Annotated in this window: 15 protein-coding genes and 1 pseudogene; 3 read left to right on the top strand and 13 right to left on the bottom strand. The window is 35.9% G+C overall.

Features of this window, described 5'->3' with window-relative positions:
- Window positions 1-801 precede the first annotated feature (801 nt).
- The 7 genes from ACI6MV_RS00380 to ACI6MV_RS00350 all read right to left on the bottom strand — a co-directional run bounded on the left by ACI6MV_RS00380 (window position 802) and on the right by ACI6MV_RS00350 (window position 9,427).
- Window positions 802-2,103, bottom strand: coding sequence for a sulfatase family protein (locus ACI6MV_RS00380; RefSeq protein WP_407267791.1), 1,302 nt, complete (start codon window positions 2,101-2,103; stop codon window positions 802-804).
- Between the two features lie 33 nt (window positions 2,104-2,136).
- Window positions 2,137-3,579 carry an ABC transporter substrate-binding protein gene (locus tag ACI6MV_RS00375; protein ID WP_407267790.1) on the bottom strand — a complete coding sequence of 481 codons (1,443 nt, stop codon included), beginning with the start codon at window positions 3,577-3,579 and terminating at the stop codon, window positions 2,137-2,139.
- Between the two features lie 98 nt (window positions 3,580-3,677).
- On the bottom strand, window positions 3,678-4,496 hold the full coding sequence (locus tag ACI6MV_RS00370) for a carbohydrate ABC transporter permease (RefSeq protein ID WP_407267789.1): 819 nt from the start codon (window positions 4,494-4,496) through the stop codon (window positions 3,678-3,680).
- Between the two features lie 13 nt (window positions 4,497-4,509).
- Window positions 4,510-5,394 carry a carbohydrate ABC transporter permease gene (locus ACI6MV_RS00365; protein ID WP_407267788.1) on the bottom strand — a complete coding sequence of 295 codons (885 nt, stop codon included), beginning with the start codon at window positions 5,392-5,394 and terminating at the stop codon, window positions 4,510-4,512.
- Window positions 5,395-5,571: 177 nt separating this feature from the next.
- A complete protein-coding gene (locus ACI6MV_RS00360) occupies window positions 5,572-7,062 on the bottom strand; it encodes a sulfatase family protein (RefSeq protein WP_407267787.1) in 1,491 nt (496 codons plus the stop codon).
- Between the two features lies 1 nt (window position 7,063).
- Complete coding sequence (locus ACI6MV_RS00355; RefSeq protein ID WP_407267786.1) at window positions 7,064-8,080, bottom strand: LacI family DNA-binding transcriptional regulator; 1,017 nt, start codon at window positions 8,078-8,080, stop codon at window positions 7,064-7,066.
- Window positions 8,081-8,542: 462 nt separating this feature from the next.
- Complete coding sequence (locus ACI6MV_RS00350; RefSeq protein WP_407267785.1) at window positions 8,543-9,427, bottom strand: LysR substrate-binding domain-containing protein; 885 nt, start codon at window positions 9,425-9,427, stop codon at window positions 8,543-8,545.
- A 183-nt stretch (window positions 9,428-9,610) separates the two neighbouring features.
- Between ACI6MV_RS00350 and ACI6MV_RS00345 the strand changes: the two are divergent.
- The 3 genes and pseudogenes from ACI6MV_RS00345 to ACI6MV_RS00335 all read left to right on the top strand — a co-directional run bounded on the left by ACI6MV_RS00345 (window position 9,611) and on the right by ACI6MV_RS00335 (window position 11,949).
- Window positions 9,611-10,429 (top strand): annotated as a pseudogene (locus ACI6MV_RS00345) (sulfite exporter TauE/SafE family protein).
- Between the two features lie 27 nt (window positions 10,430-10,456).
- The gene (locus tag ACI6MV_RS00340) at window positions 10,457-11,410 is read left to right on the top strand and encodes a formylglycine-generating enzyme family protein (protein WP_407267784.1); all 954 of its coding nucleotides are present in this window, start codon (window positions 10,457-10,459) and stop codon (window positions 11,408-11,410) included.
- A 248-nt stretch (window positions 11,411-11,658) separates the two neighbouring features.
- Complete coding sequence (locus ACI6MV_RS00335) at window positions 11,659-11,949, top strand: ATP-binding protein (RefSeq protein WP_407267783.1); 291 nt, start codon at window positions 11,659-11,661, stop codon at window positions 11,947-11,949.
- 306 nt (window positions 11,950-12,255) lie between these two features.
- Here ACI6MV_RS00335 and ACI6MV_RS00330 read toward each other — a convergent pair whose 3' ends face one another.
- From ACI6MV_RS00330 to ACI6MV_RS00305, 6 genes are all read right to left on the bottom strand, one after another.
- Window positions 12,256-13,638, bottom strand: a complete 1,383-nt coding sequence (locus tag ACI6MV_RS00330) for a sulfatase family protein (protein WP_407267781.1) — start codon at window positions 13,636-13,638, stop codon at window positions 12,256-12,258.
- A gap of 21 nt (window positions 13,639-13,659) precedes the next feature.
- Window positions 13,660-14,697: an aldose 1-epimerase family protein gene (locus ACI6MV_RS00325; RefSeq protein WP_407267780.1), complete on the bottom strand. Its 1,038-nt coding sequence runs from the start codon at window positions 14,695-14,697 to the stop codon at window positions 13,660-13,662.
- A 21-nt stretch (window positions 14,698-14,718) separates the two neighbouring features.
- Window positions 14,719-15,741: a LacI family DNA-binding transcriptional regulator gene (locus ACI6MV_RS00320; protein ID WP_407267779.1), complete on the bottom strand. Its 1,023-nt coding sequence runs from the start codon at window positions 15,739-15,741 to the stop codon at window positions 14,719-14,721.
- Between the two features lie 89 nt (window positions 15,742-15,830).
- Window positions 15,831-17,276, bottom strand: a complete 1,446-nt coding sequence (locus tag ACI6MV_RS00315; protein ID WP_407267778.1) for a sulfatase family protein — start codon at window positions 17,274-17,276, stop codon at window positions 15,831-15,833.
- A 43-nt stretch (window positions 17,277-17,319) separates the two neighbouring features.
- Window positions 17,320-18,822, bottom strand: a complete 1,503-nt coding sequence (locus ACI6MV_RS00310) for a tripartite tricarboxylate transporter permease (protein ID WP_407267776.1) — start codon at window positions 18,820-18,822, stop codon at window positions 17,320-17,322.
- A gap of 3 nt (window positions 18,823-18,825) precedes the next feature.
- Window positions 18,826-19,290 (bottom strand): tripartite tricarboxylate transporter TctB family protein, encoded by a 465-nt coding sequence (locus ACI6MV_RS00305; protein WP_407267774.1) that lies wholly within the window; start codon window positions 19,288-19,290, stop codon window positions 18,826-18,828.
- Window positions 19,291-19,355: the final 65 nt, after the last annotated feature.

Genomic DNA, 19,355 nt, shown 5'->3' with positions numbered 1-19,355 from the left:
ATAATGTATACATCTTTTTGGTCAATGGAAAATTCATGAAAATGGTAAGGAATATCGAAGAATTTACACTCAGTGTTACACCTATGTAAAAGACCTTCAAGGTCCTTGGCTATTGTATAACCTAATTGATACTAGCAATGGTATCGAGGAGTTAGATAGTCAACTTGAGAAATTACTCCAATATTATAATGATGACTTTTTACATGGTGATGTTTATATTCAATAATGGGGTTATGATGTGGATGAAACTGGTACAATTCCATATACTGAGTATGATCCAGATGGAGAATAACTGGTCGTTTAGTGAGTATTTTTTCCAAGTGAGCTTTACTTGCTTTTATGGATGTTCGTTCGCTATATGATATTAAATAATTTATTTAGTTACAATTTATTAGGGAATCCCCTCAGACTCCTCGTATAAATCTTTTATAAAATACTCATATCACAACCTACCTAACCATACTTACCGTTCGGTATACGGCGGCTTCATTTAAGCCCCAAGCACACGTGCCAAGGACCTTCCAGTAGCCGTCATATGGCAAAGCAACTATTTTCTCAGATTTTCCCACCACCTTGTAGTCATTTTGAACTTTCGGATTTCGAACTTTAAGACAGTCAATAAATTAAGAAAATGCCGCTCCGTATACGTGGGTATTCTTTAAGTAGTGATACCACAAGAAAATTATTAAAGCACTAGATACTTGAATCTTCACTTGCCATATTCAAATGTACGAGAGAATGTGTGTGTCCCTAGCACACCAAAAACGGTGCATACTAATGGTATAACATGCACCGTTCCACTTATATTTGTTGATTTAAGATTTTGTTCAAGTGCTCTTCTCCCGATAAAAATTCATCATCTAAATAGAATAACCAATTTATTAACTCTTTTTCTAAAGTATCTTTAATTTCACTATAAATTTCATCATCTATCATATTATTAAGTTGTTGAGGGTCCTTTGTATTATCATATAAAATCCATGGCGTGCTTCTAAACCTAGCATACGTATAACGCTTCGTCCTAATCCCTCGCCAAGGTTCACTTTCTCCATATTTAAAAGCATTTCCGCCTGGCACAATATTCATAATGGGTATTGAATCTCGCTGTATGCCTGATCCAGTTGTAATGTTTGCACTTAAGTCTACACCTGACATTTCACTGCTACTATCAATACCTGCTAAACCTAGAATGGTAGGTGTCAAATCTGTAATACCTATAAGCTCATCAGTTACTCCCGCTTCAATATGATTGGTCCACTTAATAAATAATGGTACATGTATCGACTCCTCAAAAGGAAGCTGTTTTAATTGATAGCCATGAGAACCTAGCATATCCCCATGATCAGATGTAAATACGAAAATTGTATTTTCTTCTATACCGAGATCCTTTGTACAATCTAGTAATAATTCCAATTGGTCATCTAATGCTGATACTTGTGCATAATAGTCTCGTAATTGGTCATGATCAAAGGACGCACAATTATCCTTAGGCTCTATATTAGAATAGAGCTCTTTGTATTTCTTTGGTACCTGATCATAGGGATCATGGGGTGGACCCCATGATAGAAATAAACAAAATGGTTGGTCGAATTTACTCCATTCATTAATACACTCTATTGCTAATTTAGTTTGATGTACAGGCTCATAAGAATTACTAGTAATCAAATCCGGGTTATTTTTATAGTACTTTGTATCGAAATACTCATGACTACAATTATATACAGCCCAATAGTCATCAAAACCCTGGCGTCGATCTCCTGGGGGAGTGAATTTATCTCTAGGCATTCCATCTAGATGCCATTTCCCAATATAACCTGTTTTATAACCAGTTTGTTTTAATTTTTTCGCTATAGTATCTCGCTCCGTGGTTAAAGGCATATCATTAACCACTACTTTGTGTTCAAGTGGATAGCATCCAGTTAATAACGAGGCTCTGGATGGTCCACACACAGGAGCATTGGCAATCGCATTATGATACACAAGACTTTCTGATGCTAGCTTCTCAAAACCTGGAGTAATCGCTTGCATATCTCCATAGCATGGAAGCACATCAGCTCGTAATTGATCGGCAAAAACAAAGATAATATTCGGCTTATTATTCATTACATTCTCCTCAAAACGAATCACAAAAAGATGTTATTCTAGTCCATAATTGTTATCTGCATTCCAATCATTTGATTCCATCATTTGGCTTACACCATCCCTCATGCCTTCATTGATAACTTCCATAAACTCCGTATTTGTTATATCGTCCTGCAAATAAAGTTGGGATTGGTTAATACTTATTTCAGCTAAGTTTCTATCAAATGCCGGAGCATAGAGTTTAAAAGTATAGTTGTCACCAACTAACTGAAAACCTTCTAGCTTAGCTGGTAATGGAATATCTTTAACTACTGGCGCACGATATAACTTTTCAGCATTCATACTCTGTACTTCAGGAGATGTAGTATACTTAATGAAATCAATAGCCAGTTCTTTTTTATTTTCATCAATATCAGCAGGTATAACTAAAGGCATTTGTGGAACCGTACCCAATTCAGTTACTCTCTCACTAGCATCTTCGTGAATGTCTTTAGTTAATATTGGAATAGGAAAAGCACCTACTTCAAAATCTCTAGCATCAGATTTATCTACACTCTTATAAGCCGATAAGGCCATTAGCATCATAGCAGAATCGCCACGCAAGAACATATCAACTGCACTATCGTAATTTAAACCATTGTAACTATTAGACCAATAAGGACTCCAATCTTTTAAAATAGTCCAAACATCCTTATATGGAGATTTAGTATTGTCAATCTGACCTTCTTCAACCGCTTTCACATATTCATTTAAGTCTAGAACGCCACTACCATTATGGTCAAGCGTATCCAGATTATCCTTTAGCAACTGATCTATTAGTATTCTACTTGCCCAGTTAAGTGCATTATCTCCTAATCCTGAATTAGGCATAGCAAATGGAACAATATCATGTTCTTTAAGCTTCTCTTGAGTATCTATAAATTCACTCCAAGTTTCAGGCACTTCAACTCCAACTTCTTCGAATACATCTTTGTTATAAATAACACGTACGGCATTTACATATTGAGGAACCCCTGCATAGCTTTTATCTGCACCTTTTAATTGCTCTAATACCGATTCTTGAAAAGTATCTTCCCAGACTTGGTTATCCGCATATGGATTTTCTTCCTGGAAATATGGAGTTAAATCTGTCAAAAGACCCTTTTGTAAATCTTCTTGGTCCCAAACATATCTCGTCGTAAATACATCCGGAGCAGTACCACCCAATAGTTGTGTCGTTACCCAGGTTCGATGGTCATTCGTATTAATTTGTTCAATCTGAAGATTTACATTTACATTTGGATTTAATTCCATATAATCATTAACCATAGATTCAATAGTATCTACCTCTTCACCATCGCCTCCGTATTCCGTTATAATGGTTACATCAAGATCCCCACTTAATCCTCCATCAGTATTAGTATCACTGTCATTACCTGTAGTAGAATCATCACTACAACCTGCCACTAGAATCAGCAATGCTAACAACACACTACCTAAAAGCGCTTTCATTTTCATAATTAATAACATCCTTTCTATAAGTTATTATTGCGCGGAATTTAAGAGAGCTTATAAAATGCTTATAAGACGATCACCTCCTAGAATAATAACTCTTCTTATCCCTTAAGAGCACCCGATGTCAAGCCTGCTACAAATGGTCTAGTTGCAAATGAAAATAATATAAGAATAGGAATAGAAGCAATGACATATCCAGCAAATTCAATACCCTGCACTTCATTTAGAGGACCAGATATATTATTTAATGCTAGGATAACCGGTCTTACTTTATCACCTGAGGTAACAACCAATGGCCAAATGTAGTTATTCCAGCCTGTGATGGCGTTTACCACCGCTATAGTAGCAATAATAGGTTTTGACATGGGAATAAATATTTTTGCGAAAATTTGCAGTTCATTTGCACCGTCCATCTCAGCAGATTCTAATAAACTCTTAGGAATTTCCTCAAAAAAAGTTCTAGTTAACATCGTAGCTAATGCAGTACCAAAAGCCATTGGTGCTAAGATCTGAGCTGCATATGTGTTAATTAATCCAAGATCACGAAAAAGAATAAATTGGGGTATTAATAATAAGAATCCTGGAACCATCATTAACATAATGATGAAATAATACATGAAGTTTTTCCCTATAAAGTTAAATCGAGAAAAGGCATAACCAGCCATTGTGGAATTAATAATTACTCCAACAATAATGCCACCTGTAACAACAACAGAGTTTAGAATAAATCTCCAAATTTGCATAAAAGCGTTTAGATAGTTTTCAAGATGTAACGGAAAAATAGGTATCCAGAAATGGTTTATAATCTGATCTTGATATTTAAATGAAGTTATAATTAACAAATAAAAAGGAAATAATGTTAATAATAGTAGAAAAGTAACAAAACAAAAATTCCAAAGTGTCGTTGGTTTCACTTTCATTTATACCCCTCCTTTAATCTAATCTTTCTGACGGTTTTATAAATTTGTTAGCTAAAATGGTGAAGGTAATCAATATGACGAATACTACTACCCCGATTGCTGACGCATAACCTAACTGGTTATACTCAAATCCGGATTTGTATAGATAGTAAGCAGGAGTCATTGTCCTATATCCTGGACCCCCTTGTGTTAAAATTAAAATGTTTTCAAAGCTTTGAAATGGAGTAATAACACTTAAAATAACAACTAGGCGAATTTGATTTTTTATAAGTGGCAATTCTATATATCTGATTCTCTGCCATACCCCCATTCCATCGATTCTACCTGCCTCGTATAGCTCCGGAGAGATAGCTATCAGTCCCGCTAAGAATATTAAGAAAGCGATTGTTCCTATCCACGGGAAGTTAACAAATACAATAGACCACAATGCTGTCTCACTATTACCTAGCCAATCCCTAGCCCAGTTCTCTAGCCCAATTACATTTAACAATTCATTAATAACCCCATAATCCCCCATATAAATCCATCTCCACAATAGAAATATAATAATAAGAGGGACAATCATCGGAACAATAAATAATGTTTTATAAACACTTTGAATCTTTTTCGGCAAGTGAAATACACCAATTGCAGCTGTTAACGGAAAAATTATTTGTCCTATTAAGTAACTAATTGTAATGATAACGATATTGAGTAAGGATGTGAGAAATACAGGATCTTGAAATAGTTCTATATAATTATCAAGTCCTATAAATTTGTCTACATTTGCACCATTCCAACTAAACAAAGATTTATAAACACCTTGAGCGAATGGAAAGTATTTTATAATACCTAACGTAAGTACTGCCGGTAATAAAAAAATGTAAGCAATAAACATCTTTCTGACTACTTGATTCATTATCAAATGACCTCCTCAACTTATTAATTCGACATCTGAGTCAATTTCATAAACACCTTATACAGCTATCTGCATATAGTTCGGAGACGGTTTAATCCGACTGTATGTATATAGCTAAAAATCAGTATTATTAAATTGACTAATCTAAGAAAAAATATAAATTTTTAGTCTTTTAAGTTAGTTTTTACTTGCATATATATCAGTCGCATTATATTTTACCTGCACGTCTGTCCATTTAGCATATTGCCTGTTTCTCCAATCAGGAATATTAGTTTCAGGTAGGCTTAGTAAATCATATTTATCATCACTTAAGGCTTCATCATAGTTTTCTTTTTTGAAGAATTTGATAAGTTCATTTTTTAAATGCATCTTCTTATTTAATACTTTATTATCACTTGCTAAGTTTTTTAATTCATTAGGATCTTCAGGTAAGTAATATAAGCCTTCTTTAGAACCATTTGGTGTATAAATATATTTCCAATCTCCATCCCAAGCCATATAAATTGCTTTCTCTTTCACACCAAACTCACCAAATGCTATTTTTCTTCCCGAAACTTCCTTGTTCAGCGCGAACTCCACAATGTTATCACCTGGTAGTTTATTCGACTGTTCAACTAAACCACAAGTATTCAATATCGTTGGTGCAATATCAATTAGACTAGCAAATTGATCTCTAACCTCTCCCTGAGGTATTCTTGTTGGCCAAGAAAGTATTAATGGGATTCGCATTGCTCCGTTATAAAAACACCTTTTTCCCCATTGAAAATGATCGCCCAATAATTCACCATGATCCGACATAAAAATTATTAAAGTATTATCTCTTTGTCCTGTTGACTCTAAGACATCCAGAATCCTACCTATTTGAGTATCTAACTGTGTTATACAGGCATAATAATTTGCCTTTATTAAACGAGTTAGATTGTCATCTACTGATTCCATCCATTTTGTATAAGTTTGCCAATTTAATAGATCAAACAAATGCTTCTTTTCTTCTTCTGAACGACTTGGGAGTGGTAATTCTTCGTGATTATACATATTTAGGTATGGTATGGTTGCGTCAAATGGCGGATGTGGTTTTATAAAAGAAGTAAAGAAAAACCACGGGTCTCTTTTCTTTTTATTAAGGAATTCAACGGTTTTATCTCCCACCCAAGTCGTATTGTGATGCGCATTTGGTAATTGCGACACCTGCGGAACATAATAATATTCATGTCGAACGCCATGAGGTTCATGGACATTTCCGTAACCAACAGATTTTAAATATTGTAAGAAATCATCACCTTCCATAGACTCCGGAATTTCTTCAGATAAATGGATCTTTTTAAAGCCATGTGAAGTACGAACTGGTTCGAAGTGCATCTTACCAACTGCTTCTGTCCAGTAACCAGAATCAGATAATGAATCAACAAAAGTGGGTACTTCTTCCGATAAAGGTGTTGTATTATGTAAGCACCCAGTATCATGGCCCCATCTCCCAGTTAAAACTGATGCCCTAGCTGGTACACATTCAGGCGATTCACTGTAAGCGTTATCAAAACGAACCCCCGTTGAACATAAACGGTCTAAATTTGGTGTTTCAATATAATCATTACCACCAGCATGAATGGTATCCCACCTTTGCTGGTCTGTCATAATCAAAAGTACATTAGGCTTGGTAACATCATTCATTTCATACATCCTCTCCTGTAATTTCACTTTTATTTAAAGCTCTAGTAGAATCTCTTATCATTAATTTTGTAGAGAGCATTTCATATTTATTCTCTCGTCTGTCACCATTTCTAATTTCATTAAAGAGGTTTATAGCAGATCTTCCCATTTCATATATCGGTTGATGAACGGTAGTCATTGGTGGATTGGTATATGGAGACACTTGGTAGTCACCAAAACCAGCAACAGAAATCTCTTCAGGAACTTTTACTCCTTCTTTTTGCAATTGGTTCAATACGCTTATACTATCCCTATATGTTGTGCAAAAAATCGCTGTTGGTGGATTGGGGGATTTGACCAGGTATCCTACTACATCCGACAAGTTCATTCCTGCATCTACTGTTTCGAAAATAATATTCGGATCGGGTTCTATTTCGTACCTTTTATGAGCTTTATAATATCCATCAACCCTATCCTTCAAGCACTGCGTATATAATTTAGAATTTATAAGAGCAACTCGCCGATGACCACTTTCCATCAAATAAGTTATGGCTTCGTCAACACCACCAGTATTGTCAACATCAACCCATGATATATTTTTCTCTTTATATGTACCTGCTACAATAACGTGCGGTATATCAGTTTCCGACAATTGTTGAGGTAGCTTAGACTCAATCGGTGGAGCAATCATTATTATTCCACTTAAGCCACGTTGACGGCAAAAATGAGTTATATTTTCGCCTTCTCTTAGACCTTCACCTCCAATAGGGATCAGTGTTAAATTTTTGTTAATGGAATAAGCGGTTTCCATTATTGCAATAAGAAGCTCTCCCATAAACTCTGTAAAAATAACCTGTGGGGTAATTATGCCAATTGATTCATGATTTCCTGATACTAGACTTGGTCTAAATCCCATTTCATCCATTGTTTCAATTACTTTTTTTCTAGTCTCTGGGTTTACATCAGGCTTATTATTTAGAATCCTAGACACTGTAGATGGGGAAACATCACAAGCCTTAGCAATTATTCTAATATTCATATCCAACACTCCTGTCATACTTTAGCTACAATTATTTTTATAGATCTTTACTCGAGTCAATTTCATAATTACCATACACCGTTATTTATATCCACACACAGTTCGAAAATGGTTTATCCAACTATATGTGGATATGAATAATTAAAAATCAGTATTATGAAATTGACTAACTCAGATTGACTAATAATTTTATTTAAATATATTACCGAAAAACTTCCGATACACTTTCGGTACATTACCGAAAGTGTTTAACACTGACAATATTAGCACATCTTTTATAGGTTGTCAGTACATTTTATAAAATATTCAGATTTTTTTGTTAATCCTAAATTGCAATAGTAAATGCAACACTCTTTGTGAAACCGCCATATAAGGTTTTCCTTTAATTTGTTGGTGTTGGGGCCTAGGCCCCAACACCAACAAATTTTGCGAACGCTTCGGATGGGTCTGATAGTCTAATGGTCACCGCAAAATAAATGCTTCAAAATTTACCTGGGCAGCTTTTTTGAATCGTTGGTTTTTTTGCACAATCCATAGATCTCTGATTAAGATAAAATCCTTAATTTTCACTTCGCGTAAAGTGCCGTACTTCAACTCTTTTACTACTGTTAGCCTTGGTAGGATGCTAATTCCTAATTCTGCTTCTACAGCACTTTTAATGGACTGCATGCTTCCAAGCTCCATTGCATTTTCAATCTGATTTAAGATTCCTAATTTATTCAATTCCTTTTCCACCAACAGGCGTGTTCCAGAATCTTTCTCTCTCCAAATCATCTTTTCTTCTGTTAGTTCATTAATGGAAACTTCCGCTCGGTCTTTCCAACGATGAAGCTCAGACGTTACTAATACTAGTTCGTCATCGGCAAATTTTTGAAAGTTTAATGCTGTATCTTCGACTAAACTTTCTACCAATGCAATACAGTCAATCTCATTTTCTTCTAATTTAGTTAAAATAAAAGGTGTATTACCGATCGACAAGCTAAATTGTAAATCAGGATACCGGTTCTTAAGATTACCTAACAATCCTGGTAGTAAATACTCTCCGATGGTTAGACTTGCTCCTACCCGCAAGACAGTTTCACGGGTTCCAAGCATCTCTTCAATAGCCTCTACAGACTTTTTCTCATATTCTAATATCTCTTTAGCATATGGATAAAGAATTTTCCCAGCCTCTGTGAGCATTAACTTACCCTCAGATCGATCAAACAGTAACGTACCGTATCTATTTTCAAGCTGATGAATACGTCTTGTAACCGCTGGCTGCGAAACGAAGCTTGCGCGTGCTGCACCACTAATGCTGCCTTCTTCCACAACATGACAAAACATTCGTAAACTCTCAAAGTTCATTCCTTAAACCACCTTATATTACTACAAACTTCTTTAGTATCCATTCTAATAATAGCTTAATTTCTTTGTTAAATCGAATCAAGCCAAATCCAGTTTGGTTATACCCTATAATAAAATGTGAATTTACTCTCCGTGTTCCCTCTGAGACAATTATTCTAATTAAAAACTTAGGGGGCAACTATATTGGATATTTCAACAGGACTATTACTTCTAATGATTGGTATAATAGCAGGAGGATATGGGACAATTGTAGGAGCAGGCGGTGGTTTTATTTTTGTTCCTGCCCTATTACTGATTCTGCATATGGATCCTGCGGTGGCTGCTGGGTCAGGGTTAGTTATTGTACTAATTAATTCCATTTCAGGAGTAATAGGATACACCAAACAGAAAAAAATAAATTATAAGACTGGACTCACGATCGGAATTAGCGCACTACCAGGATCATTACTTGGAGTATGGCTGCTACAAGTGTATTCATCGCAATACTTTTATATCATCTTTGCTACTATCCTGGTTGCTTTAGGTATGTTTCTATTTAGCAAAAACTCACCTATTTCGTTAAAATCTAAACAGAAGAAATTAGCTAGAGAAACTGCAGGTGAAGGTGCCGACACACATGTAAGCTCTGTAGATGAAACTACGCCTTCATTATCAAATACGTGGTTAATCCCGTTAGGTTTTATCATGGGAATTTTATCCAGCTATCTAGGTATTGGCGGTGGATAGCTACTCGTACCGATCTTAATTTATTTATTCAAAGTCTCAACACATAACGCAACAGCAACATCGATTTTTTCGTTATGTATCTATTCTTCCGTAGGGGTTATTACCCAATTGTTTTATAGTAGCATTGACTTGATGACTGTGATTTGGGGTGGCATTGGTGTGATCGTTGGTTCTCAAATTGGCGTAATTCTGTCACAAAAAATACCCGGAAAAGTGATCATTCAAATGCTATCGATATTATTAGTAATTATTGGTATTCGTATGTATTTCGGCTAAAATATATATCTAGAAGGAGGAGTTAAAATGGAAGGAAAATCCTGTTGTGCAGCTAGTAGATCCACACTTGACAAAACGACATCACATCCCACACAAACGATTAAGACTTCTGAAAAAGAAACGTCTAAGGACGGGATGGTGCTGATTGAAGGCGGCGAATTCCTCATGGGTACAGATGCTTCAGACGGTTTTGCCGCTGATGGGGAAGGCCCCGTTCACAAAGTGAAAATTAATCCTTTCTATATCGATAAATATACGGTCACAAACAAGCAGTTCAGCGATTTTATTGAAGCTACTGGGTATGTTACCGAAGCAGAAAAATTTGGTTGGTCATTTGTTTTTTATATGTTTTTATCTCCGGACCAAGCTAAAAGAGTCACGCAAGTAGTTCAAGGATCACCATGGTGGTGCAATGTTACAGGCGCTAACTGGAAACATCCCGAAGGACCTGATTCAACACTTAGTGGTCGAATGGATCACCCTGTTATCCACATATCATGGAATGACGCACAAGCCTATTGCACGTGGGCTGGTAAACGGTTGCCTACAGAGGCCGAGTGGGAAATAGCAGCGCGTGGTGGGCTCGAACAAAGAAAATATGCATGGGGAAATAAGCTTCGCCCTAAAGGGAAACATCGCTGTAATATTTGGCAAGGTGAGTTTCCAAGGACCAATACAGGAGCTGACGGCTATATCGGAACAGCACCTGTGAACAGCTATGAACCAAATGGATATGGATTGTATAATGTTGCCGGAAATGTATGGGAATGGTGTGCCGATTGGTTTAGTCCAACTTATTACCAGGAAGGGCATGATGACAACCCTACAGGACCATCTTCTGGCACAGGAAAAGTAATGAGAGGTGGCTCCTATCTATGTCACAAATCTTACTGCAATCGATATCGTGTAGCCGCTCGAAGTTCGAACACACCAGACAGTTCAACTGGAAATCTCGGTTTTCGTTGTGTCGCGGAAGTGTAGCAATACATCAAAAATGCCGGATGATTAACTTCATCCGGCATTTCTATATTAGTTACATGACACTTTCCTAGAGGTTTTGCGCATTTTTCTTGAAAATCTCACGTTTAAATTACATCTTTGACTAGCTTGGATTAAAGATGTATTTTATGCGTGAAAGTTGAGTCCATAAGATAAACCATTTTTCCAAAGGTGTAAAAATCTAGAATAATAACTCAACCTTCCAATAACCTATTTAATTTCCTAAATTGATGAAGACACTTATAAAGATTGATCTTTTAATTCTTGACGAATGGCTTTTATACGAACTGTCAAAAGAAGAAGCAACTTTAATATTAGAAATTATAAATTCACGTTATCTCGCAAAGAAGTCGAATATTTTCTGTTCTCAATTTGATATAAAAGGGTGGTACGGAAAACTGGGAGACGGTACCCTGGCAGAAGCTATATTAGATAGGATTATCCATAATTCCTACGAAATTTTTATTGATGGGACAGTTTACATGCGTGAAAAATTTGGTTTAATAACTACAATAGAATAGAGTTTAAAAGAATACTTCAATTCCTTGGAGTTGAACAGGCGAAAGGCATGAACCGAGAAAGAATGAGCGTGTTCATGCCTTTTATAAGATGTTGGTAAATTTATACGCAACACTTGGTAAATTTCTCGCAAAGAGTGATAAAAACTGTCCGCAATACTCAGTGTGACTGCATAAAATCTTAATATTTCTCGATATTTAATCACAAAATAACTCCTATATAATGAATTTGCACTCATGTGCACCCTCATTATATAGGAGGATGGATTAAAAAAAGAGGCCACAACTGGTTCAATTAGATGGCTGAAATCAATTAATACCTAATTGTTGCAAATCTTCATATATTCCTTTATTTGTTGCGCGCCTTTGAATTTCCTCGCGAGGTGTGGCCGTATTAATTGTTGGTCGATAGTCTTCGATTTTCTCAATACGATTTAATAAACGTTCTCTTAGGTCTTCACAAATAGGATCAAACGTTTTAATACCTATCAAGTTGGTTAATTCATAAGGATCGGCGTGAAGATCATAAAGGTATAACTCGTCATAGACTTCTGCGTTTGGAGCATCTGTGCCCGATTTACCTTTAGCATAAACCGCATATTTCCATCGGTCCGTACGAATTGCACGTCCAATTTGATCCTCACTAATCTGTACAAATACATCGTCTTGCCAGTTGGTTTCTTCCCTTTTCACAAGTGGCACTATAGAGTTTCCTTCCATCTCCTCAGGAACTGGTATTCCACATGCATTAAGTAAAGTTGGAGGTAAATCTATTAGACTAACTAAGTTTTCGATAGGCCCGCCATTATTAAATATAGAACCAATAAAAGCAGTAGGAACACGTATGGAACTATCATGTGGTGATCGCTTATATTCACTATTACGTGTTTTAAAATGATTACCATGGTCAGAAGTAAATAAGATAATGGTATTCTTATCTAGATTTAAGCTTACTAATGTATCCATGATTCTTCCAAGTGCATCATCTAATCTTTTTACCATGCCATAATAACCTGGTAAATGCTGCGGAGCAGTACCACCTAAAGCCTCTAAATCTGGTGGTGTCCATCGACCTACATATTTATCACGGTATACATTAGGAGCAGGATAATTATCCATATGATTTTGGTGATGTGGTTCTATATAAGATGTAAACAAAAAGAAAGGTTCGTCTTGATTCTGGTCGATAAACCGAATAGAAGCGTCAGTCATCGCATCCACCCGATAGCCAGGCAACTTTACACTTTGATTATCATTATCATATAAGACAGTGTCATATGCATCAGAAGAAAATTCTAGTAATTCAGAGCCTAGCCAGTAGTTATATCCGCCGCGATTGGGCTCTGTTACAGGTTCCTCATCAGCAAGGTGCCATTTTCCTATATAGCCAGTCTTATAACCTGCATCATTAAAATAATGAGCAAGTGTTTTTGACCCTTTTGGTAAAGGCACTCTATTCTGGTAACATCCTGTCGTAGTAGCATAAAGACCTGTCTGGAGACAGGAACGTGCTGGACCACATACAGGTTGACACGTAAATGAGTTTTCAATATGGGTACCTTTTTTTGCCATGTAATCAAAGTTTGGTGTTAAATCTAGTGGATTTCCGTGAACACCAGTTGTATCATGCCTTTGTTGATCCGTAAAGAAAACAATGACATTCGGTGTTCTTGTAACGTGATGATCTTCCATTATTATCTACACTCCTTTTACTTAGTCAATTTTAAATTCAATTGTAAAGTCATAGGTTCTCTCCTCACCAAATGAAAGTGTGGGAAGCGAACCATTCTCCCTATGAAATTTTCTTCCTTTAGTAGAGACATTTCCGGGTTCAAATGACATGACATTCATTCCCTTTTTACTGTTTCTCCAATGCGAAAGATATGGACATTGATTTTTATCATAGGAAATCTCTACCTCTAAAGTTTTTAATTCATTTAGCAGGCGAATGTTATTTTTCATATTAATACGAATGTTATCATCGTGAGTATAAATATTTTCATGTAAAATTAAGGAAGGTTTAGCATCCTGAGACACCTTTGGCATACCCATTGTTTCCAAATAATGTGAATCATTTCCATTGATCAACTGTTTATCGCTTTTCAACTCACTGATAACTGTATTTTCATCAATCAATGGATAACCAAAATTCCAATGATAAAGAATCATGTGCGGCTGATCATGGAATTGCTCATTCACTACTCTATCTGAAACCTCTATCCTATTTTTATCCACATAGGTAATAATAGATCTCTCCAAAACAAGCTTTTCACCACCTGCTTTGCTTTCCACAACCTTACCTTTACATATCATTATATAGGTATCATTTTCCCATTTAACTTCTGTTTGAAGTACAGTTGCTGGTATCCATGAAACTCTACCATGCTGACCAAAGGATTGTTCTTCATCAACACTTGGCTTACCAGCCTGTTGTAATCCGCATGTGGTAAGTAGGCCGCCTTCAAAGCCTCTGTTCCATTCGTTTCCTTCTTTTTCATAAAAAAAGGGAGCCACTCGTCCTGTTGAGGACACCCAGCTAATTGGAATACCATGCAATTCACACAAACCAATATCAAACCCTCTACTAACATTTATTTCAAAGCGTAACCCGATTCCATTTCTTACTTGGATAATTTGATTTTTGATACCAGAAGCCTCCATTACTTCCATACATTCAATGGAGGCTATTTGTCTTAGATCTCCAAGCTTTTCATGTATATCAAGTTTACTATTTAGACCTAATACATTCATGTACTTCTCCTCAACCAATGGTTATTTTATACTTTCCTCTATTTTAATGGTAGATTCAATAGCGATAAATTTCTCTGTTTGTTCCTTGTTATAAAATAGTTTATCGAAGAGAACTTTTACAGCCTTGTAACCATTTAGAGCAGGGTTTTCTTCTATCACGAAATCTATTAAATTCTCAGTTAACAAATTGGGTTCTAATAAACCATAATGAAATATAATAAGCTTTCTTTCCAATCCTAACTGTTTAACAACCTGGCAAACAACCTCTGCATAGGAAGTCTGTATAGCTAATGCTTTAATGTTCGGATTCGATTGTAATAATTCTAAAGTCTTCTCAAGAATCATCTGCTTTTCATTATAGGTTTCCACTATTTGTTTTACTTCAACGCCTAATTCTTTTTCGTTTAAGTAATCCGTTAGCCCCGTAATTTTTTGTCTTTGTGCTAACACATTATAAGAACTACATAAGATACCAACTTCACCTGGTTCTCTCATTATTTTCGTAAGTAGATTTGCTGCTATTCTACCTTCCTTATAGTGATCATGCCCTACGAAGCACATCCGATTAGAATTCTTAATGTCCCAGGAACAAGTTACGACAGGTATACCTTTGGCAACAAATTGATTTATAGATTCTCTAATCTTCTCATCATCCATCGGTCTTATAATAAGTCCTGAAAGGTTATCTTCTTCTACTTTCTTCATTAGATGACGAGCTTTATTTACATCAATGGAATCAAGGAAATAGTATTTAATTTTTATACCAAATTGTCCTATTTCCTCCATTGCCTGATCCATACCATTTTTTATTAGTGCATTGAAATAGCCACTTTTTTCAGACAATATAACAGCACCTAATACCTTAGGTTTTCTTTGATTCACAAGAGCCTTTCCAATAACATTCGATTTATAACCTAGTTCTTTTGCTATTTTTAAAACCTTATCTTTGGTTTTCTCACTTACACCTGGTCTATTGTGCAACACACGATCTACTGTTCCTATTGAGACTCCTGCTAATTCTGAAATTTGTTTGATTGTAGCCATATCAAGACTCCTATACCATTATGTTCATTAGAAATTCTCACATCTTCTCTTCCTATGATATGTGCAGGTATTCCTAGTACCATAATATTTTAGAGAAGATAATAGTCGTTTGTTCGTTTTATTGCCTCTTTTGGTGCATCTTTAACCGACTCTGGAGATTTCCATGCATCTTCACTTCTAAGATTAACTTTACTACCCCATTTTTTCAACAATGCAATATGCTTCTCTTTTTTCTTTGCTCCTGAAATCATTTTTTCAGTATCCCATGACGCATGTAATGCCTCTCTCAATTCTTCAAGAATTCCTGGGAAAACACGAGCAACATTGGTTAATTCATGTGGATCTTCTTCAAGATTAAAAAGTAAGTCTTCTTCTTCATAGCCTTGATATGAAATGAGTTTCCAATTGCCCTTTCTCACCATTTTTGATGGCATAAGTTCTCCTTTATAATCCTTTTCCATAAATTCAGAACAAACCACACGATTGGATAAGCTTTTCTGTCCCTGGATTGTTTCCACTAGACTGATCCCATCTTGATCAGGTGGCAGCTCTGCTCCTGTAAATTCACATAGAGTTGGGCCAAAATCCATAATGCTTACTAAATCCTTTATCCTTTTTCCTTCTGGTATGTTTACCCCTTGCATAACTACAGGTATTTTTACAGAGTGTTCAAAGAAAGTTTGTTTTCCATAAAGATCTCGTTCACCAATTTGATCGCCATGATCTGATAGATAGATAAAAATTCCTTGCCTATTATTTCTTTTTAAGTAAGACTCCCACGAATGCCTTACTTGTCCTACTTGTTTATCGATGGTCTCAATCATAGCATAATAAGCAGCTCTTAGTTCTTTTATGTTTTCCATAGATGTCTTGTCAAATTTGTGTTTTATAGCATTTAAATCATAGTTCATTGTTGATAGATTTGCTTTTGGATCATCCATTTTTTCTTTGTAATAATCCACTAAGTCTGGCGAACCCACGTAAGGGAAGTGCGGTGCATAGGTACCAACTACCATAAACTGAGGGTTTTCATAGTCTTTATTAAGATAATCTTCGGCAGCTTTTACGACATCTCTGTCATAGGCTAATACAGGTGAATCACCTTTACCGATAATATCTAAACAGCGTTTAGCCGCAAATGCAGGTCCAAAATTACCAATGTCCTCTCTTACATCATGGGTATTTCCCCAAAATGGATGACATATATCCCCTACTAATCGGTTTGCGAATCCATGCCTTTGGTCTTCACCAATAAAATGCATCCGTCCACAAAGAGTCGTATCATACCCTTGAGATGCTAGTGTATGGGTAAAGGTTACTTGATCAGAAGGAAACGGTGTTTCATTGCCATAGACATCCATTTTAGACGGATACTGACCGGTTAAGAAAGAGGTCCTAGACGGTGCGCACAAAGGACAGGACGTATAAGCGGCATCAAAAACGGTTCCCTCCTCGGCTAATTTATCTAAGTTAGGAGTTCTAATAACTGGATCCCCCATAAACCCTGCTATATCAGCAGTATGTTGATCACTCATAAAAATTAAAACATCAAAATCAGACACTATATTCACATCCTTACTAAATACTTTCATCCAATAGTTCGTTATTTTCCTTCTTACTTTTTATTGTAGAGTAAATGAGAATTACTAGAGTAATAACAATAAACACAAGACTGATCGGCCTTGTAAAGAAAATACTCCATTCTCCCTCTGACATTACTAAACTTCTTCTTAAATTAAATTCTAATAATGGACCTAATACAAAACCAAGTACAATTGGTACAGCAGGGAAATCAAGCTTCATTAATATATAAGACATGATCCCAAATATAATAAAGACTTTCATCCCAAATACAGAATCATCTGCAGCAAATGCTCCGGCTGTACACATTAACACAAGCACCGGAACCATTATTTGATGAGGGACATGTGTAACCTTTACAAAATATTTAGCAAGTACTCTACCTTGTAGGTACATGAATATACTAGCAATTAGAATCCCAATCATAATGGTATAAACAATAACGCCCTGGTCTTGAAACAAAGTTGGCCCTGGAACCATACCTTGGATCATAAATGCACCAATTAATACGGCCGCAGCAGGACTTCCAGGAATACCTAATGTTAATAGTGGAATTAATGATGCAGCAACCACGCCATTATTAGCAGATTCCGAAGCAGCTACTCCTTCTAACTCACCTTTCCCAAAGTTACGTGAGTTTTTGGACGAACGTCTAGCTTCATCATAACTAATAAAGGATGCAATACCAGTACCAGCACCTGGAATAGCACCGATGATCGTGCCAATCAATGACCCCTTCAGCATAGCAGGTGTCGTTCGTTTAATATCTTCTTTTGTTAAAGTATCATTTTCGTTCATTTTTATTTTTTCACTAACTTTATCAGACTTTTTGCTCTCTGTTTTTTCCATAATACTTGGTATCGCAAAAATACCAATTAATAAAGGTAATAATGGTAAGCCATTCATTAATTTTACACTTTCAAATGTGAATCTTAATGAACCACTCATGTTATCCATTCCAACCATGGAAAGTAATACTCCGATACAACCAGCAATCAATCCCTTATACATGTTCTTACCACTTATTCCGGCTATAATAGATAACCCAAATATTGCTAACGCAAAATATTCAGGCGGACCAAAATGAATGGTGAAATTTGCTATAGAAGGGGCAGCTATGAGAAGCACGATTGCACTAATAACCCCTCCAACGGTTGATGATAGGAATGCAGATAATAGTGCCTTTTTTCCATGCCCCTTTTTAGCCAATGGGTAACCGTCTAGCATGGTAGCAGCACCTGCGTTTGTTCCGGGTGTTCCGATAAGAATCCCACTAACAGATCCACCAAGCTCCCCACCTATATAAATAGCCATCAAAAAGATGATGGACGTTGCTGGTTCCATGGCAAAGGAAAAAGGTAGGAAGATAATAATTCCCAAATTCCCTGTTAAACCAGGTATTGCACCAAAAATAATACCGATTAACAAACCGATATTCATAAATATTAAGATTTTCCAATCAAAAATTTGAGCAAGTCCACTCATAAATATATCAAACATTATCTACACTCCCATTATCCCAGGCAATGGGACTTCTAGAATAAAATAAAAGATTAGATAAATAGCAACAAATACACTTAACGTAATTGCATAGTATTTTATTGCTTTTACTTTAAAATAAATCAACGTTACAATCGCCAATAGTAAACAGGCAATTAAAAAACCAATGTATTTTACTAATAAGATGTATATCACCAAAATGGATAGATATAGAATACCTTTCAGTTCTGACCGGACATTATAGACAATTGTTTTTTCTTTTTTAAAAACCAAGCTAGAAATAATCAATATTGCACTAATAAGAAACATGGTAGCAACAAGTAACCGGGGTACAAATCTTGAATCGATAAGCTTGCCTTCAAATGTAGCCATAATAGGTATCTGCACTGGTATTAGAAACCATATAATTAGTGAAAGAAGCATTATTAAAATGCCTCCCACCAAATTGGTAGGTACTTTAATTTCCATGACAACCTCCCAAATATAATTAATAAAAGGCACCTCGCATTCTTTAGCAGAACTACAATTCTTGT

Source organism: Radiobacillus sp. PE A8.2, from assembly GCF_045635475.1.
GTDB lineage: Bacteria > Bacillota > Bacilli > Bacillales > Amphibacillaceae > JBJGXI01.
This window is presented reverse-complemented; position numbering and strand designations above follow the sequence as displayed.

Coding starts and splice junctions, on each gene's coding strand:
- ACI6MV_RS00380 (WP_407267791.1), bottom strand. CDS start 2,103: ATGAATAATAAGCCGAATATTATCTTTGTTTTTGCCGATCAATTACGA.
- ACI6MV_RS00375 (WP_407267790.1), bottom strand. CDS start 3,579: ATGAAAATGAAAGCGCTTTTAGGTAGTGTGTTGTTAGCATTGCTGATT.
- ACI6MV_RS00370 (WP_407267789.1), bottom strand. CDS start 4,496: ATGAAAGTGAAACCAACGACACTTTGGAATTTTTGTTTTGTTACTTTT.
- ACI6MV_RS00365 (WP_407267788.1), bottom strand. CDS start 5,394: ATGAATCAAGTAGTCAGAAAGATGTTTATTGCTTACATTTTTTTATTA.
- ACI6MV_RS00360 (WP_407267787.1), bottom strand. CDS start 7,062: ATGAATGATGTTACCAAGCCTAATGTACTTTTGATTATGACAGACCAG.
- ACI6MV_RS00355 (WP_407267786.1), bottom strand. CDS start 8,080: ATGAATATTAGAATAATTGCTAAGGCTTGTGATGTTTCCCCATCTACA.
- ACI6MV_RS00350 (WP_407267785.1), bottom strand. CDS start 9,427: ATGAACTTTGAGAGTTTACGAATGTTTTGTCATGTTGTGGAAGAAGGC.
- ACI6MV_RS00340 (WP_407267784.1), top strand. CDS start 10,457: ATGGAAGGAAAATCCTGTTGTGCAGCTAGTAGATCCACACTTGACAAA.
- ACI6MV_RS00335 (WP_407267783.1), top strand. CDS start 11,659: ATGAAGACACTTATAAAGATTGATCTTTTAATTCTTGACGAATGGCTT.
- ACI6MV_RS00330 (WP_407267781.1), bottom strand. CDS start 13,638: ATGGAAGATCATCACGTTACAAGAACACCGAATGTCATTGTTTTCTTT.
- ACI6MV_RS00325 (WP_407267780.1), bottom strand. CDS start 14,697: ATGAATGTATTAGGTCTAAATAGTAAACTTGATATACATGAAAAGCTT.
- ACI6MV_RS00320 (WP_407267779.1), bottom strand. CDS start 15,741: ATGGCTACAATCAAACAAATTTCAGAATTAGCAGGAGTCTCAATAGGA.
- ACI6MV_RS00315 (WP_407267778.1), bottom strand. CDS start 17,276: ATGAGTGATCAACATACTGCTGATATAGCAGGGTTTATGGGGGATCCA.
- ACI6MV_RS00310 (WP_407267776.1), bottom strand. CDS start 18,822: ATGTTTGATATATTTATGAGTGGACTTGCTCAAATTTTTGATTGGAAA.
- ACI6MV_RS00305 (WP_407267774.1), bottom strand. CDS start 19,290: ATGGAAATTAAAGTACCTACCAATTTGGTGGGAGGCATTTTAATAATG.